Raw genomic sequence first — 15,585 nt, 5'->3', positions numbered from 1 at the left:
GAAACGATGTTATATATAGTAGGCTTTGGCCCGGGGGGCTATGAAACCATGACTGTGGAAGCTGTCCGGGCGCTGGAGGACAGCGATCTGATTGTGGGCTATACCACCTATGTGGATCTGATCCGTCCATGGTTTCCGGAAAAGGAATTTCTGGCAACGGCCATGAAGCAGGAAAAGGAGCGGTGTCTTCTTGCCATCCAAAAGGAAGAGGACGGCAGAAAGGTGGCGCTGGTATGCAGCGGTGACAGCGGAATTTACGGCATGGCAAGCCTGGTATATGAGCTGGCGGCCCGGGACGAAGCGCTGATGAAGCGGATACGGGTGATTCCGGGAGTAACGGCGGCAGCCAGCGGGGGCGCGCTGCTGGGTGCGCCTCTGTCTCATGATTTTCTCACGGTCAGCCTCAGCGATCTGCTCACCCCTCTGGAAGTGATAAAAAAGAGGATCCGCTGCGCCGCACAAAGTGACACCGTAATCTGTATTTATAATCCATCCAGCAGAAAAAGAGGCGATTATCTGCGCATGGCCTGTGAAATAGCGCTGGAATATCTTTCTCCGGATACCGTGTGCGGCTATGTGAAGAACATAGGCCGGGAAGGGGAGGAAGCTGCGGTGCTCACCCTGGAAGAGCTGAGGGATACCCAGGTGGATATGTTTACCACAGTTTTTATCGGAAACAGCCATACCAGGAATATTCACGGCAAAATGGTAACGCCCAGAGGATATCGTCTGGAAGAAGAAGCGGCGGCCGCGCAGGAGAGAACATGATACAGAAGGTGATGCTGTTTGCAGGAACCACGGAAGGAAGGCTGCTGTGCGAATTCCTGTCAGAAAAAAATATTAAGGCCTGCGTCTGCGTGACCACGTCCTATGGAGAGCAGCTGCTTCCTTCCGGGGAAAATATGGAAATCTGCACCGGCGCTTTGGATCGGGCGCAGATGGAAGAAAAATTAAGTTCCTTCGGCCCGCAGCTGGTGATAGATGCCACCCATCCGTACGCCAGGCTGGCCACGGAAAATATACGCGCCGCCTGCGGGTTTTTAAACCTTCCTTATATCCGTGTTGTGCGGGAATCCTGCGGGGAAGAAAAAAACGGGTCCGAAATGGCTGTGGTGGCAGGAGAGACCGCATGGCCGGAAATAACCGATATAACGCAGAAAATCGGCGGCCAGGAAGAAAGCCGCCTGCTGACGGAAGCGGACAGCATGGAAGAGGCCGCAAAGCTGCTGGAAAAAATGGAAGGAAACATTCTTGTTACCACAGGAAGCAAGGAGCTGGAAGCGCTGCGGGGGCTGCCCGGGTTTGCCAAGCGTATTTTTGCAAGAATCCTGCCGCAGCCTGAAATGGTGCAAAAATGCATGGAAATGGGACTTTCCGGGAGACATATTATCTGTATGCAGGGTCCTTTTTCCGAAGAGATGAATTATGCCATGCTGCGTGAAACGAATGCCCGGATCTTGCTGACCAAGGAATCCGGGGCCGCAGGAGGCTTCCCGGAAAAACTGCGCGGTGCGAAAAGAGCGGGCGCGGCCGTAGTTGTGGTAAAGCGGCCGGTGGAGGAAGAGGGCTGTTCAGTGGAGGAAGTGAAGGCGCTGCTCCAAAACGGCGGCCGGGATACCGGCTCTGACGGCAGGCCGGATAACAGCCAGGCCCTCCTTTCCGGCGACACGTCGGCGGCTGTACAAATTGATGGTGGGAACACCGTTCCCTGCCTCCGGCAGAACATCAGCATCCTGGGAATCGGCATGGGCTCTGCAGACAGCATGACTGAGGGCGTAAAAAAGCTGCTTTCCCGGGCCGGCCTGGTGGCGGGCGCCGGAAGAATGCTGAACGCCTGCGGGCTTACGGAGGGAACGGCGGACGGCAGGCGGGTTCTTTGTGCCTGGGAGCCGGACATCATCTGCCGGGCAATCGAGGAGAGCGGGGAAGCACAGACGGCTGTGCTGATGTCGGGCGACAGCGGTTTTTACAGCGGGACGAAGAAGCTTCTGCAGGCATTGGAGGCTTACCGGGAACAGATGAAAGGCCGGCGGGAGGTCACAATCCATGTGGAGCCCGGAATTTCCTCCCTGTCCTATTTCGCATCCAAACTGCAGATCTCCTGGGAGGATGCAAAGATTTTAAGCTGCCATGGGAAAGAAGAGAATCTTCTGGCCGCTGTAGCAGGCCACCGGAAAACCTTTGTCCTGACGGAAGGGCAGACCGGGGAAATCTGCGCCGAGCTGACGGCAGGCGGCCTGGGGGATACCCTGGTGTATGAGGGAACCAATCTTTCAGGCCCGGGGGAAACCATCCGTAAATATCCGGCAAGGGAGTACCGCCGCGAAGGGATGGACGGGCTTACCGTACTCTTTTTAATCAATGACAGGTACAGCCGGTTTCCTGTCACGGGAATCCCTGAGGAAAGCTTTCTGCGCGGCAGGGTGCCTATGACCAAAAGCGAGGTGCGTTCCGTCATATTGAGCAAGCTTTCGGTAAAAGAAGAGGATATCGTCTATGATTGTGGGGCAGGGACCGGTTCTGTTTCCGTGGAACTGGCGCTGGCCGCCGGAAAAGGACGGGTATACGCCGTGGAATGCGATCCGGAGGGCATTGAACTGATACGCCGTAACGGGGAGAAATTTGGCTGCCGCAATCTGACTGCAGTGGAAGGAATGGCGCCCCAGGTTCTGGAAGGGCTGCCCGCGCCGGACGCTGTTTTCATCGGCGGCACCAAAGGAAGACTTTCCGGTATCCTGGAAGCGCTGCGGCAAAAGAAGAAGCCCATGCGGATTTGCCTGAGCGCCGTGACGCTGGAAACGGTATCGGAGGCGCTTGGCTGCGTGGAAAGCTTCCGTTTACAGAACGCGGGCGCCTGCCAGATTGCCGTGACAGGGCTGCAGCCGATAGGCGGACTGCATATGCTGAAGGCGCAGAATCCTATTTTTCTCATATGGGGGGATCTGACGGAATGAAAAACAGAGAAAAAAATCAGCCCATGCGTACGCAGACAGACGGAGCCTGTTCCCGTAAACGGCAAATGGAGGGAGCTTCCGGCTGTCCCCGCATCCTGATAGCCGGAACCGGAAGCGGCTGCGGAAAAACGACGCTGACCTGCGGTATCCTGTACGGGCTTTTACAGAGGGGACTGCATCCCTGTGCCTGTAAATGCGGCCCCGATTATATTGACCCCATGTTTCACAGCCGGGTGCTGGGAGTGGAAACCGGAAATCTGGACAGTTTTTTTACGGACAGGGAAACCATGCGGAGGCTGCTTGCCCGGGAAAAAGGGGATCCGTGTGTGATTGAGGGCGTCATGGGGTATTATGACGGCTGTGGTTTTACGGAAAAAGGAAGCGCGAGCGAAATCGCGGCGCTGACACAAACACCGGTGATTCTCACGATTAACGCCAGAGGGATGAGCCGCTCCGTGCTGGCGGTGCTGCGCGGATTCCTGGCAGCCCAGACAGAGCAGAGCATCCGTGGTGTGATTTTTAACCAGCTTCCGGCAAAGTTGTATCCGGATATCCGCAGGGAGGCCGAGGCCATGGGCGTACGCGTGCTTGGCTATCTGCCCCGCATTCCGGGGGCGGCTTTTGAAAGCAGGAAGCTGGGACTGGTAGCTCCGGATGAAATCCAGGGCTTCCGGAAAAAACTGGGGCTTTTATACGAAACCATGCGGGAAACCATTGACTGGGACGGCATTCTTGCGCTGGCAGAGGAGGCGCCGGTTTTCGCCTGCATTCCGGAGGAAAAGGACGGCCCTGACGGCCGGGGCATTAAAATAGCGGTGGCAAAGGATGAAGCCTTTTGTTTCCTCTATCGGGATAACCTGGAATTTTTAAAGGCTCTTGGCTGTGAAATCCTTTTTTTCAGCCCGCTGTGGGAGAAAGAAATTCCGGAAGGGGCGGACGCGCTGATTTTAAACGGCGGCTACCCGGAGCTGCATGCGGCGGCCCTGGAGGCAAATACGGCCATGCGGCAGGCGGTATCCAGGGCGGTAAAGGACGGCATGCCCGTGATTGCGGAATGCGGCGGTTTCATGTACCTGCATGAACGGCTGCAGGGGGAAGACGGCAAAGAATACGGGATGGCAGGCGTACTGCACGGAGAATGCCATAAGACCTCCGGGCTTGCGAGATTTGGCTATATTACTATGGAAGCGGAAAAGGACAACCTGCTCTGCCCTGCCGGAGGGACACTGAAGGCCCACGAATTCCATTACTACGACAGCACACTTTTGCCGGATGCTTTTACGGCCAAAAAGGCCGGCGGATCGGCCTGCTGGAAGGCGGGCGTGGCGGATAAGCGGATGTATGCGGGCTTTCCGCACCTTTACTTTTACGGGAACAAAGAGGCGGCTTACGCATTTGTGAGGGCGGCGAAGGAATATGGCCATAGAGCAGGTATTTAAGCCATTGCAGACTAGGGGGAGAACAGGGAGGCAACCAGATAAAAAGATGGAGACAGAAACAGAAAAGTATCTGAACAGCTGTAAAGAACGAATACGGGGGATTGATGAACGGTCATGGAAAGCCGCCAGGCGGCATTGGAACGGGATTGCCAAGCCGCTTTACGGGCTGGGGCTTCTGGAGGATGCGCTGGTGCGCATTGCCGGGATCCAGGGAACGGAAAATCTGTCCCTGGAAAAGAAGGCGGTGGCTGTCATGTGTGCGGATAACGGCATCATTGAAGAAGGAGTATCCCAGAGCGGCCATGAGGTGACGACGGTGGTGACCGGAAATATCGCCAGGGGACTTGCCAGCGTCAACCGGATGGCCGCCTGCGCCGGGGCGGATGTTTACCCTGTGGATGTGGGAATGAAGGAAACAATAGAAGCGGGAAACCTTCTGCACAGGAAGACACGAAACGGCACCCGCAATTTTTCCAGGGAGCCTGCCATGGAGGAAGCCGAAATGCTGGCGGCGATCCGCGCGGGTGTGGAAATTGCAAAGATGCTCGGCCGGAAGGGATACCATATTGTGGCGCTTGGGGAAATGGGGATCGGGAACACCACCACAAGCAGCGCGGTGGCTTCCGTGCTTCTGGAACGCCCGGCGGAGCAGGTCACCGGCCCGGGAGCCGGCCTGGACCAGGAAGGCGTACAGCATAAGGCACAGGTCATAGCCTCCGCCGTCGCCGCTTATGGACTGCGAAAGGAAGAGACGCTCCGCACCTTGCAGACTGTAGGAGGCTTTGACCTGTGCGCGCTGGCCGGCGTGTGTATCGGGGGCGCTGTCTATGGGCTTGCGGTGGTGCTGGACGGGCTGATTACCTCGGTGGCCGCCCTGGCGGCGTGCAGGCTGATTCCGGAGGTACGGGATTACCTGCTGGCGTCCCATCTGGGAAAGGAGCCTGCCATGGCCGCGATTCTGGAAGAGCTGGGGCTAAAGCCCATAATTCATGCCAATCTGGCGCTGGGGGAAGGAACGGGAGCCGTATCCTTTTTCCCTCTTCTTGATATGGCATATCAGGTATACCGGGAAAATGCGACCTTTGAGGAGCTGGACATGGACGCCTATCAGGATTACGGCGCGGGAAAGGGGCCGGAATGCTGATCCTGGTAACGGGAGGAAGCGGAAGCGGCAAATCTGCCTTCGCAGAACAGAAAGCCGTTTCCCTTGCTGCCGGGGGAGAGCTTGTATACCTTGCCACCATGCAGGTATATGGCGAGGAAGGAAAAAAGAAGGTGGAGCGCCACAGACAGCTGCGGCGCGGCAAAGGCTTTGAAACCATAGAACGGCCTGTCCGGGTGGACAGGGCGGAGCCGGGAGAGGATGCCACGGTGCTCCTGGAATGCATGAGCAACCTGATGGCAAATGAAATGTTTTCCCCGGATCCTCCGGAAGAAAAGGAAGGCGGGGAAGAAGCCTGGCGCCGTATTCTGCGCCAGATCGAAGCATTGTACTCCAAATGCCGCCATCTGGTGATTGTGACGGGGGAAGTATTTTCCGACGGCGCTGCCTACGAAGAAGGCACCCTGGATTATATCCGCCAGCTGGGAGAGGTGAACTGCCGCCTTGGCAGGAAGGCGGAGGAGGTCTGGGAAGTGGTGTACGGAATTCCTCTGTCGCTGAAAAAAGGCGGAGAACAGGAAAAAATCAGGCAGATTTGCAGACAAAACTGTGAAATGCAGGAGGATCAGGCATGAAGAAAATAAAATCCATCGGCAGCTCCTTTGCCATTGCGTTTTCCATGTATTCCAAAATCCCCATGCCCCAGGCGGAATGGTCGGAGGAAAACCGGAAATATGTCATCTGTTTTTTCCCGTTGGTGGGAGCTGTGGCAGGTGCGTTATGCTATGCCTGGTACAGGCTGTGCGGGGGTATCAATGCAGGAGCTTTCTTCTATACGGCCGGCATGGCGGCCATTCCGCTGTTTCTTACGGGCGGCATCCATGTGGACGGCTTTATGGATACCATGGATGCCCTGCATTCCTACAGGGATCGGGAGGAAAAGCTGCGGATACTGAAGGATTCCCATATCGGCGCTTTTGCAGTTATTTGCCTGCTGGGGTATTACCTTACTTATCTGGGAAGCATATCCGAGCTGAAAAGTGACAGGGCGGTCCTGTGCTTCTGCCTTGGCTTTCTGCTGTCCAGAACGCTGAGCGGCCTGAGCCTGGTTTATTTTCCCGCGGCGAAAAAGGAAGGGCTTCTTTATGCGTTCTCCTCCACCGCCCATAAAAGGTGTGTCCGCCTGGTCCTGCTTTTCCTGCTGGCTGTTTGTCTGTTGGCCCTGCTTTTTGTATCCCCGGTGGGAGGAGCGCTTGCCGCGGCTGGGAATCTGGCGGTATTCCTGTGGTACAGGCATATGTCACAGAAAGAATTCGGCGGTATCACCGGGGATCTGGCAGGCTGTTTTCTGCTGTGCGCCGAATGGATGAGCGCCGTGATACCTGCCGGATTATGCCTGCTGCAGGTTTTATAGGGGAATTGTAACTTGTAACGTCAGGTCACAGCTTTGCTTCTGACCGTAAGAATGCGGATTCGGGCTGCCGGCAAAGTGTGGCCTGGAAGCGCGGATGGGGAGCCAGGGAGTTAAAATGGAAGTTTATATCGGAGGAAGGGCACAGGGAAAGCTTGCCTTTGTGAGGGAAAAATATCCGCAAAAGACAAAAATCGCAGATGGTAAATATGCTGCGCAGGAGGAGTGCCTGCGGGCAGAAATTATCGATCATTTTCATCTGTATCTGGGCCGTTTCGGGGCAGATGCAGCCGCCGCCCTGCGTTCGGCGGAACGCATCTGCCGGGAAAATCCGGAAGTGATAATTATCTGTGATGAGATCGGCTGCGGTATTGTGCCGCTGGAAAAAAGCGACAGGGATTACAGGGAAAACGTGGGCCGGATCATGTGCAGGGTAGTGGAACGGGCAGAGCATGTGGAGCGCCTTATCTGCGGCATACCACAGCGCCTGAAGTAAAGCTGTAGCGTTTCGGCAGCCCACGCATTGGCCGGGCTGACCGTATGAAAGTGATTCAGGAGTGCCTAAATCCTATCTCTTAAGGCAATTTGGGATGGGTTTGGCAGTAACTGTGAAGCTGTAAACAGAGGAGGAAACACATGATCTGGAAGCTCATACTCATCCGCCACGGCATGACGGCGGGGAACAGGGAAAAAAGATATATTGGCATGACGGACGAGAAGCTGTGTCCCATAGGGCGGGAAGCATTGAACCAGGAGAAAAAAAGGAGCCTGTATCCCGCTGCGGATCTCCTTTTTTCAAGCCCGCTCGTTCGCTGCCTGGAGACTGCCGCCATTTTGTATCCCGGGCAGGAACCGTTGATAATCGAAGCCTTCCGCGAATGCAGCTTCGGCCAGTTCGAAGGGAAAAATTATAAAGAACTATCAGACAATCCGCTGTATCAGGCCTGGATTGACAGCGGCGGCGCCCTTCCTTTTCCCGGAGGAGAGAGCATGGAAAGCTTCCGGGAGCGGTGCGCACGGGGGCTGGGACAGCTGCTTGCCCGCTTTGAAGAGGAGGAAAAACCGCAGACTGCGGCCTGCATTGTCCACGGAGGGACGATAATGGCCCTGCTTTCCCGCTTCGGAACGGAGGGTAAGGACTATTATGACTACCAGTGCGGCAATGGCCAGGGCTATTGCTGCCTGGTGGAAAAGAACGGTAAAGGAGAGATCAGGCTTTCATGGATACAGCCATTGCAATATTCGCAGGATTTATATTAGATTTGCTCTTCGGGGATCCTTATTGGATGCCCCATCCCATCCGTGCCATGGGAGCGGGGATAGGACTGCTGGAAAAAAAGCTGCGCCGTCCCGGGCAGTCGCCGCAGGCGCAGTTTTGTTCCGGCCTGCTCCTTGTGTGTATTATGGTGCTGCTGTCCGCCCTGGTTCCGGCGGCTCTGCTTTTCCTTGCCTGCCGGATACATCCCGCGGCAGGAATTGTGCTGGAGTCCTTCATGTGCTACCAGATTCTTGCCACCAAATGCCTGAAGACGGAGAGCATGAAGGTCTGCAAAGCGCTGCGGGAGGGGGATGTGGAAAAAGCGCGGACGGCCGTTTCCATGATTGTGGGACGGGATACCGCGGTATTATCTGAGGAAGGGATCATTAAGGCGGCGGTGGAAACCGTGGCGGAGAATACCTCCGACGGCAGCATTGCCCCTTTATGCTTTCTCCTGCTTGGCGGGCCTGTTGCCGGTTTTGCATACAAGGCAGTGAATACCATGGATTCCATGCTGGGCTATAAGAATGAAAAATATATGTATTTCGGCAGGGCGGCGGCCCGCCTGGACGACGTGGCCAACTTCATCCCCTCCCGCCTGGCGGCCTGGGCTATGATTGCAGCCTCCCGCCTGTGCGGCCTGGATGCCGCAGGGGCATACCGGATCTGGAAACGGGATCGGTTCTGCCATGCCAGCCCCAATTCGGCGCAGACGGAGTCGGTATGCGCAGGCGCGCTGGGCGTGGCGCTGGCAGGAGATGCGGTTTATTTTGGGAAAACCGTTAAAAAGCCCTTTATCGGGGACGCCCACCGCCGCGTGGAGGCGGAGGATATCGTCAGAGCCAACCGGCTTTTGTACGTATCCGCAGGGATAATCTGGCTGGCAGGGCTGCTGCTTCGGTGGACACTCTGCGGAGGCTGGGGATTATAAAATTCTGCCCTCCGGATTATGACTGGGACCTATCGATAAAGGGCAAAGGAAGAAAGAAAAAACAGGCGGGAACAGATATGGATTTTTTTGAACACGGCGGCCAACATGGCGGCACAAACATAACTTATGATTTTTCTGCAAATATCAATCCCCTGGGAATGCCGGATGCCGTAGCGCGGGTACTGCAGAGGGAATGGAAACGGGCGGAAAGCTATCCGGAGGAAACCAGCCGCACCCTTTGTGAGGCCATTGCCCGGCAGTGGCAGGCCGATGAGGCGCAGCTTGTATGCACTAACGGTGCTTCGGAGCTGATTTATGCCGCTGTCCGTGCGCTTAAGCCTGCGGCCGGGCTGATTCTTGCCCCTGCTTTTTCCGAATACGAAAGAGCGCTCCTTGCGGCAGATTGTCCTGTGAGGTGTTTCCCTTTACGTCGGGAAAACGGCTTTCAGGCAGAAGAGGGCCTGCTTACGTTCCTGGAACAGCAGCCCTCCGGAAGCCTGCTGTTTCTGTGCAATCCCAATAATCCGGTGGGAAACTGCATGGATCCCAAGCTGTCGGAACGGGTGCTCCGGCTGACGGCCCGGAAAAAAATCTGGCTGGCAGCGGATGAAACCTTCCTGCCCTTTTGCAGGGATTATGAGAACATCAGTATGAAGCGTTTTTACAGGGATTATGGAAATCTCCTGATAATTAACGCCTTTACCAAACTGTATGCCATGCCAGGCCTGCGTCTGGGCTACGGCATCTGCGCCGACAGGGAGGTTATCCGGCAAATCAGGCGTCAGCTCCCGGCCTGGAACGTATCTGTCCCTGCCCAGTTGGCCGGCCTGGCGGCGCTGCGTGAAGAGGACTATCGGGAGAGAACCATCGGATATCTGGACAAAGCGCGCGCCTGTCTGATAGAAGGCCTGAAAAAAAGAGATAAGCTGATATACCGCATCTATCCGCCCTGTGCGAATTTTATTTTTTTTGAGGGCGTGCCGGGACTGGACAGGCTGCTTGCAGGAAAGGGCTTCGCCATCCGCAGCTGTGAGAATTACCGCCGGCTGGGACCTGGCGATTACCGGATAGCGGTACGTACAGGGGAAGAAAATGAAGCGCTGCTTCAGGCGTTGGACGAGCTTGCAAAAGAGCTGTAATAAAGGAAGGCAGGAAAAGGTATGGCAAAAAATCTGATGATTCAGGGGACGATGTCCAATGCGGGAAAAAGCATCCTGACCGCAGGAATTCTGCGCGTTCTGTATCAGGACGGCTACCGCGTCGCCCCCTTTAAGTCACAAAACATGGCTCTGAATTCCTACATTACCAGGGACGGACTGGAAATGGGCCGCGCCCAGGTAATGCAGGCGGAGGCCGCCGGCATTGAACCGGATATCCGGATGAATCCCATATTGCTCAAACCCAACAGTGATATGGGCTCCCAGGTGATTGTAAACGGCGAGGTCCTGGGAAACCGGGAGGCAAAGGAGTATTTCCGCATGAAAAAAAGCCTGATTCCCTCTATTATGAAGGCCTACGGAGAACTGGACAAAAGCTTTGATGTGATTGTCATAGAAGGCGCGGGAAGCCCTGCGGAAATCAACCTGAAGGATAATGATATTGTCAATATGGGACTGGCACGCATGGTTGACGCGCCCGTGCTGTTGGTGGGGGATATCGACCGCGGCGGCGTATTTGCCCAGCTGCTGGGTACCATCTGGCTTCTGGAGGAAGAGGAGCGGGCCAGGGTTAAAGGACTTGTGATCAATAAATTCCGGGGGGATAAAACCATCCTGGATCCCGGACTGAAGCAGCTGTATGACAAATGCCGTATTCCCATAACCGGGGTGATTCCCTACACGAAGCTGGATATCGACGACGAAGACAGCCTTTCGGAACGGCTTGACAGACGACAGATCGGCAAAGGGATCGATGCGGCGGTTATCCGTTTCCCGCATATCTCCAATTTTACGGATTTCGGCATGCTGGAGGGCTGCGAGGGCGTTTCCGTCCGGTATGTAAATACGGCGGAGGAGCTGGGAAAACCGGATATTTTGTTCCTGCCCGGCAGCAAAAATACCATGTCGGATCTGCTGTGGATAAGACAGAACGGCCTGGAAGCGGGCATACAGAAAGCCGCCCTGGAGGGCTGCCGCATTTTTGGCATCTGCGGCGGCTATCAGATGCTGGGACAGCGTCTGCTGGATCCGGACGGCTGTGAGCACGGCGGCGAACTGGCCGGACTGGGACTGCTTCCCATCACCACAACATTTGGCAAAAGGAAGCATCGCACCAGAGTGGAGGGCCGCGTGGAACCAATAGAGGGCATCTATCAGGGAATGAGCGGCGTATCGGCAGAGGGCTATGAAATCCATATGGGAGAAACCTGCCTTCTGGAAACCTGCGGACGTTTTGCCAGCGTGACGGACTGCGTTACCGGAAAACAGTATCCGGACGGCTGTGTCAAAGGGAACGTATGCGGCACGTATATTCATGGAATACTGGACGCCCCCGGTTTGCTGAAGGGCCTTCTGAATCCTGTTTTTCTGGAAAAAGGAATGCCTCCGGGCACCTACAGGGATCTGGCAGGTTACAGGCAGGAACAGTATGATATCCTGGCAGATGTCATCCGGGCCCACATGGATATGGATGCGGTCCGGCGGATAATCGGACTGAAATAAGGAGTGAAAATAAAATGAATCTGAAGCAGATTGCCCCCGGAGAGATCGAAAAAAGAAGCTTTGAAATTATTGAAGAGGAACTGGGAAGAGAGCTGGATCCGGTTTTGAAGCCCATTATTAAAAGAGTAATTCATACCACAGCGGATTTCAGCTATGCGGATACCCTGTTTTTTTCTGAAAATGCGGTGGAAAAGGGACTGCAGGCTCTCAGAGAGGGTGTATCCATCATTACGGATACAAATATGGGAAGAGCGGGCATAAATAAGAAAAAACTGGAGAAGTACGGAGGAAAGGTACACTGCTTTATGGCGGATGAAGATGTGGCCGCGGCTGCTTTGGCGCAACAGACCACCAGGGCTGCCGTGAGCATGGACAAAGCGGCCGCCATGCAGGAGGATTTTATTTTTGCCATCGGCAATGCGCCTACTGCCCTGATACGGCTCTATGAACTGATACAGGAGGAAAAAATCCGCCCCCGGCTGATTATCGGCGTACCGGTGGGATTTGTCAATGTGGTGGAGGCGAAAGAACTGATCCTGACGGCCGGCGTGCCGGTGATAGTGGCGAGAGGCCGGAAGGGCGGCAGCAATGTGGCTGCGGCGATTTGTAATGCGTTGATTTATCAGCTGTAATTTTTGATTCTCCCGGCCCTTCCGGCCGATACAAAAACGATACGGAGCTGACATTTATTTTTTACTGAAAATTATGTAAAAAAGGATGAAAAAACTCTTCTTTTCTGATAGGATTAAAAGTATGAACTGAGGATTTTCCATGGGAATAGCTTTTCCAGAAAAAATCCGTCAGGTAAAATGACACGTAAACGAAAAAATATTATCAGGCAGGAGGATACTTTATGGAACCGTCAAAAGAATATGATTCATTATTCAGGCAATATAGTGATAAATCTCAGGAAGAGCTGGAAAGGATTATTTCGTCGGAGGGCGATTATACAGAACTGGCTAAAAAAGCGGCAAGGGATGTATTAAATTCTGACAGGACGGAATATTACCAGAAAATTACAGAACAGGTAAACAAAGAGAAGGCAGTAACGCAAAAAATTGAAATTACACAGAATCATCCATTGTATCATGATATACATCAAATCGCAGGGGATATCAGGTTTATGAGGAATCTTATTATTGCAGGCCTGGCAATATGTTTTATTTTTGGAATCATCGGCGGTTTTCTGGTATTTTAATGGCCCAAATAATATCCGGGAAATTTATATTGACATATGAATTTCCCGGAGGTAGGATAATAAAAGAAATTGCCGCCGGAGGGCTGGGGAAAACAGTATCTGAAAGTGGCATTGTCCCTGTTGGCCGTGGCTTTCGCGCAGAATATGCTGCAGCCTGGCGAAGGGAAAAAGGATACCGCCGTGTGGCGGTTTTGTTTTAAAGATAAATCTTACATATGTAATCAAATGGAGGCTGATATGAAAAGGAAACGGAGAAGACGCAGGAGGAACCGGGCCGGAATGATGCGGATGAAAAGAATTTTTCTCCTTCTGGCGGCTGTTGTAATCGTTGTGGGGGCAGGAGTCCTGATTTTTAACGGAGTGAAGAAGCTTCTGCCTGCAATTGGAGAGGAAAAGGCGGAAAAGGAACCGGAGACGCCGGAAGAATTGCTTCTATATTATATGGCCTGTATTGAAGACGGAAAATATGAAGAAATGTACCGTATGCTGGATGCCCAGACCAGAAGCGGGATTTCAGAGGAGGCCTTTGCAGAACGTAACAAGAAGATTTATGAGGGAATTGAAGCGGCGGATGTCCGGGTAACGGTAACACAGGCCCAGGAAAGCGGAAGCCAGGCAGCAACGGTTTTTTATGATACGACAATGGATAGTGTGGCCGGAGAAATTTCCTTTTCCAACCAGGCTGTTTTTTTGAAAAGGACTGGCGAAGAGGAAGGATATCCTTATGCGCTTGTCTGGGAGGACAGCCTGATTTTTCCTGGACTGACGGCCTATGACAAGGTGAAGGTCACAAGAGACGAGGCGGCCAGGGGAACGATTGTGGATCGGAATGGCAGGCTTCTCGCAGGCCGGGGTACGGGTTCTTCGGTGGGCCTGGTGCCCGGGAAAATGCCGGATAACGAAGAGGGGCTGCCGGATGAAACTGAGGTGACGGACAGCTGGGCTGAGTCGGTCGTCGAAACTGCGCAAAGCCGGGTGGAAGACACATCTGAAGCTGTGGAGGCGGAGGAAGAGAACGAATCCGTCATACGCCTGGCAGAGCTTCTCGGGGTTTCCACAGAGAGTATACGGAAGAAGCTGTCGGCCAAATGGGTGAAACCGGATTCCTTTGTTCCGATTAAGACAATCCAGAAGCTGACCGACCAGGAGCTGATGGCGGAATACCCTTCGGAGGAAACCATCCGGAAAAAAGAGCTGCAGGACGCCTTGCTGGCGATTCCCGGTGTGCTGATAACAGATGTGGAGATACGGGACTATCCGCTGGGAAAAGCGGCCGCCCATCTGACCGGCTACATCCAGCAGGTGACGGCGGAGGATCTGGAAAAACATCCCGGGGAGGGCTACCGGTCAAACAGCGTTATCGGCCGCAGCGGCATGGAGCTTCTGTATGAAAAAGAACTGAAGGGCCGTGACGGCTGTGAGATAAGCATCGTGGATGAACAGGGAAATAAAAAAGCCACGCTTGCCCGGATTACAAAAAGAGACGGGGAAACCATTCAGCTCACCATAGATGCCGGACTCCAGCAGGCGCTGTACGAAGCCTATGCGGAGGATAAAAGCTGCTCCGTAGCCATGGATCCTTACACCGGGGAAATCCTTGCCCTGGTAAGCACGCCTTCCTATGACAGCAGGGATTTTATATATGGCATGTCCCAGACGCTTTGGGACAGCCTGAATGAGGATGAAAGGATGCCCCTTTATAACCGCTTCCGGCAGAAGCTTTGTCCGGGCTCTTCCTTTAAACCCGTCATTGCAGCCATCGGCCTGGATACAGGAGCCATTGATCCCAACGAGGATTACGGCAATGTCGGCCTGTCATGGCAGAAGGATGCCAGCTGGGGAAACTATTATGTAACAACCCTCCATGCCTATGATCCGGTTGTCCTGAAAAATGCCCTGATTTATTCTGACAATATTTATTTTGCCAAGGCAGCCTTACGCATCGGGGAAAAGGATCTGACAGCATCCCTGGATAAGCTGGGCTTCGGCCAGGAGATTCCCTTTGAAATATCCCTTGCCCCGTCACAGTATTCCAATGAAGATGGAATTGATTCGGAAATCCAGCTTGCGGACAGCGGATATGGACAGGGACAGGTTCTGGTGAACCCGATCCATCTGGCGGCGCTTTACACCGGCTTTGCCAACGACGGAAACGTGCTGAGGCCGCGTCTGCGCTACCAGTCGGATGCAAAGCCTGAGTTCTGGCTGGAACAGGCCTATACCCAGGATACGGCCCGCCTGATTGAAGAGGCCATGGAACAGGTAATCGCCTCTCCCCATGGAACCGGACGCAGCGCCTACCGGGAGGATATCCTGCTTGCCGGAAAAACAGGAACCGCAGAAATCAAACAGTCCAAAACGGATACCACAGGTACGGAGCTGGGCTGGTTCTGCGTATTCACGCCTCAGAAAAATGCCGACAGGCCGATTCTTCTTCTTACTATGACGGAGGATGTAAAAGGCAGAGGCGGCAGCGGTTACGTGGTGGGTAAATCAAAGGAGGTCCTCAATTACTATTTCAGCAGAGAATAATTCATCGGACGTCATAAGAGGATATAAACTGATTTTGCCACGGCGCCAGGAAACAGGGCTATGGGAAACATAACTATTTGACAAAGGCCCCCTGCTGAAA

Annotated in this window: 14 protein-coding genes; all 14 read left to right on the top strand. The window is 54.2% G+C overall.

Translation table 11 applies throughout. From position 1 onward, the window contains the following. The first annotated feature begins 6 nt into the window (after window positions 1-6). The 14 genes from cobJ to DXC51_RS04845 all read left to right on the top strand — a co-directional run bounded on the left by cobJ (window position 7) and on the right by DXC51_RS04845 (window position 15,485). Entirely contained in the window at window positions 7-768 is a 762-nt protein-coding gene (gene cobJ / locus DXC51_RS04910; protein ID WP_021638613.1) for a precorrin-3B C(17)-methyltransferase, read from the top strand. Next, window positions 765-2,954, top strand: coding sequence for a precorrin-6Y C5,15-methyltransferase (decarboxylating) subunit CbiT (gene cbiT / locus DXC51_RS04905; protein WP_117543973.1), 2,190 nt, complete (start codon window positions 765-767; stop codon window positions 2,952-2,954). Before cobJ ends, cbiT begins: the two co-directional genes overlap by 4 nt. Next, complete coding sequence (locus tag DXC51_RS04900; protein ID WP_243003126.1) at window positions 2,951-4,393, top strand: cobyrinic acid a,c-diamide synthase CobB; 1,443 nt, start codon at window positions 2,951-2,953, stop codon at window positions 4,391-4,393. The genes cbiT and DXC51_RS04900 overlap by 4 nt, the downstream gene beginning before the upstream one ends. Window positions 4,394-4,439: 46 nt before the next feature. Continuing rightward, a complete protein-coding gene (cobT, locus tag DXC51_RS04895) occupies window positions 4,440-5,537 on the top strand; it encodes a nicotinate-nucleotide--dimethylbenzimidazole phosphoribosyltransferase (protein WP_117543972.1) in 1,098 nt (365 codons plus the stop codon). Further along, window positions 5,531-6,130, top strand: coding sequence for a bifunctional adenosylcobinamide kinase/adenosylcobinamide-phosphate guanylyltransferase (locus DXC51_RS04890; protein ID WP_117543971.1), 600 nt, complete (start codon window positions 5,531-5,533; stop codon window positions 6,128-6,130). Before cobT ends, DXC51_RS04890 begins: the two co-directional genes overlap by 7 nt. After that, on the top strand, window positions 6,127-6,909 hold the full coding sequence (locus DXC51_RS04885) for an adenosylcobinamide-GDP ribazoletransferase (protein WP_117543970.1): 783 nt from the start codon (window positions 6,127-6,129) through the stop codon (window positions 6,907-6,909). The genes DXC51_RS04890 and DXC51_RS04885 overlap by 4 nt, the downstream gene beginning before the upstream one ends. A gap of 115 nt (window positions 6,910-7,024) precedes the next feature. Next, a complete protein-coding gene (locus DXC51_RS04880; protein WP_025489577.1) occupies window positions 7,025-7,402 on the top strand; it encodes a bifunctional adenosylcobinamide kinase/adenosylcobinamide-phosphate guanylyltransferase in 378 nt (125 codons plus the stop codon). Between the two features lie 140 nt (window positions 7,403-7,542). Then, on the top strand, window positions 7,543-8,166 hold the full coding sequence (locus DXC51_RS04875; RefSeq protein WP_117543969.1) for a histidine phosphatase family protein: 624 nt from the start codon (window positions 7,543-7,545) through the stop codon (window positions 8,164-8,166). Next, entirely contained in the window at window positions 8,127-9,095 is a 969-nt protein-coding gene (gene cbiB / locus DXC51_RS04870; RefSeq protein ID WP_117543968.1) for an adenosylcobinamide-phosphate synthase CbiB, read from the top strand. Before DXC51_RS04875 ends, cbiB begins: the two co-directional genes overlap by 40 nt. A gap of 77 nt (window positions 9,096-9,172) precedes the next feature. Beyond that, a complete protein-coding gene (locus DXC51_RS04865; RefSeq protein ID WP_147332339.1) occupies window positions 9,173-10,234 on the top strand; it encodes a pyridoxal phosphate-dependent aminotransferase in 1,062 nt (353 codons plus the stop codon). A gap of 21 nt (window positions 10,235-10,255) precedes the next feature. After that, window positions 10,256-11,755 (top strand): cobyric acid synthase, encoded by a 1,500-nt coding sequence (locus DXC51_RS04860; RefSeq protein WP_117543966.1) that lies wholly within the window; start codon window positions 10,256-10,258, stop codon window positions 11,753-11,755. A 14-nt stretch (window positions 11,756-11,769) separates the two neighbouring features. Next, window positions 11,770-12,387: a precorrin-8X methylmutase gene (locus DXC51_RS04855; RefSeq protein WP_117543965.1), complete on the top strand. Its 618-nt coding sequence runs from the start codon at window positions 11,770-11,772 to the stop codon at window positions 12,385-12,387. Between the two features lie 221 nt (window positions 12,388-12,608). Further along, a complete protein-coding gene (locus DXC51_RS04850) occupies window positions 12,609-12,953 on the top strand; it encodes a hypothetical protein (RefSeq protein WP_025489583.1) in 345 nt (114 codons plus the stop codon). 237 nt (window positions 12,954-13,190) lie between these two features. Then, window positions 13,191-15,485, top strand: coding sequence for a penicillin-binding transpeptidase domain-containing protein (locus DXC51_RS04845; RefSeq protein ID WP_243003125.1), 2,295 nt, complete (start codon window positions 13,191-13,193; stop codon window positions 15,483-15,485). Window positions 15,486-15,585 lie beyond the last annotated feature (100 nt).

It is taken from the genome of Eisenbergiella massiliensis (assembly GCF_003435485.1).
Note: the sequence above shows the minus strand (reverse complement) of the source record. Positions and strands in the feature narration are given on the sequence as shown.

Bases quoted from the DNA above. Each gene is read 5' to 3' on its own strand.
- cobJ (WP_021638613.1), top strand. From the start codon at position 7: ATGTTATATATAGTAGGCTTTGGCCCGGGGGGCTATGAAACCATGACT.
- cbiT (WP_117543973.1), top strand. From the start codon at position 765: ATGATACAGAAGGTGATGCTGTTTGCAGGAACCACGGAAGGAAGGCTG.
- DXC51_RS04900 (WP_243003126.1), top strand. From the start codon at position 2,951: ATGAAAAACAGAGAAAAAAATCAGCCCATGCGTACGCAGACAGACGGA.
- cobT (WP_117543972.1), top strand. From the start codon at position 4,440: ATGGAGACAGAAACAGAAAAGTATCTGAACAGCTGTAAAGAACGAATA.
- DXC51_RS04890 (WP_117543971.1), top strand. From the start codon at position 5,531: ATGCTGATCCTGGTAACGGGAGGAAGCGGAAGCGGCAAATCTGCCTTC.
- DXC51_RS04885 (WP_117543970.1), top strand. From the start codon at position 6,127: ATGAAGAAAATAAAATCCATCGGCAGCTCCTTTGCCATTGCGTTTTCC.
- DXC51_RS04880 (WP_025489577.1), top strand. From the start codon at position 7,025: ATGGAAGTTTATATCGGAGGAAGGGCACAGGGAAAGCTTGCCTTTGTG.
- DXC51_RS04875 (WP_117543969.1), top strand. From the start codon at position 7,543: ATGATCTGGAAGCTCATACTCATCCGCCACGGCATGACGGCGGGGAAC.
- cbiB (WP_117543968.1), top strand. From the start codon at position 8,127: ATGGATACAGCCATTGCAATATTCGCAGGATTTATATTAGATTTGCTC.
- DXC51_RS04865 (WP_147332339.1), top strand. From the start codon at position 9,173: ATGGATTTTTTTGAACACGGCGGCCAACATGGCGGCACAAACATAACT.
- DXC51_RS04860 (WP_117543966.1), top strand. From the start codon at position 10,256: ATGGCAAAAAATCTGATGATTCAGGGGACGATGTCCAATGCGGGAAAA.
- DXC51_RS04855 (WP_117543965.1), top strand. From the start codon at position 11,770: ATGAATCTGAAGCAGATTGCCCCCGGAGAGATCGAAAAAAGAAGCTTT.
- DXC51_RS04850 (WP_025489583.1), top strand. From the start codon at position 12,609: ATGGAACCGTCAAAAGAATATGATTCATTATTCAGGCAATATAGTGAT.
- DXC51_RS04845 (WP_243003125.1), top strand. From the start codon at position 13,191: ATGAAAAGGAAACGGAGAAGACGCAGGAGGAACCGGGCCGGAATGATG.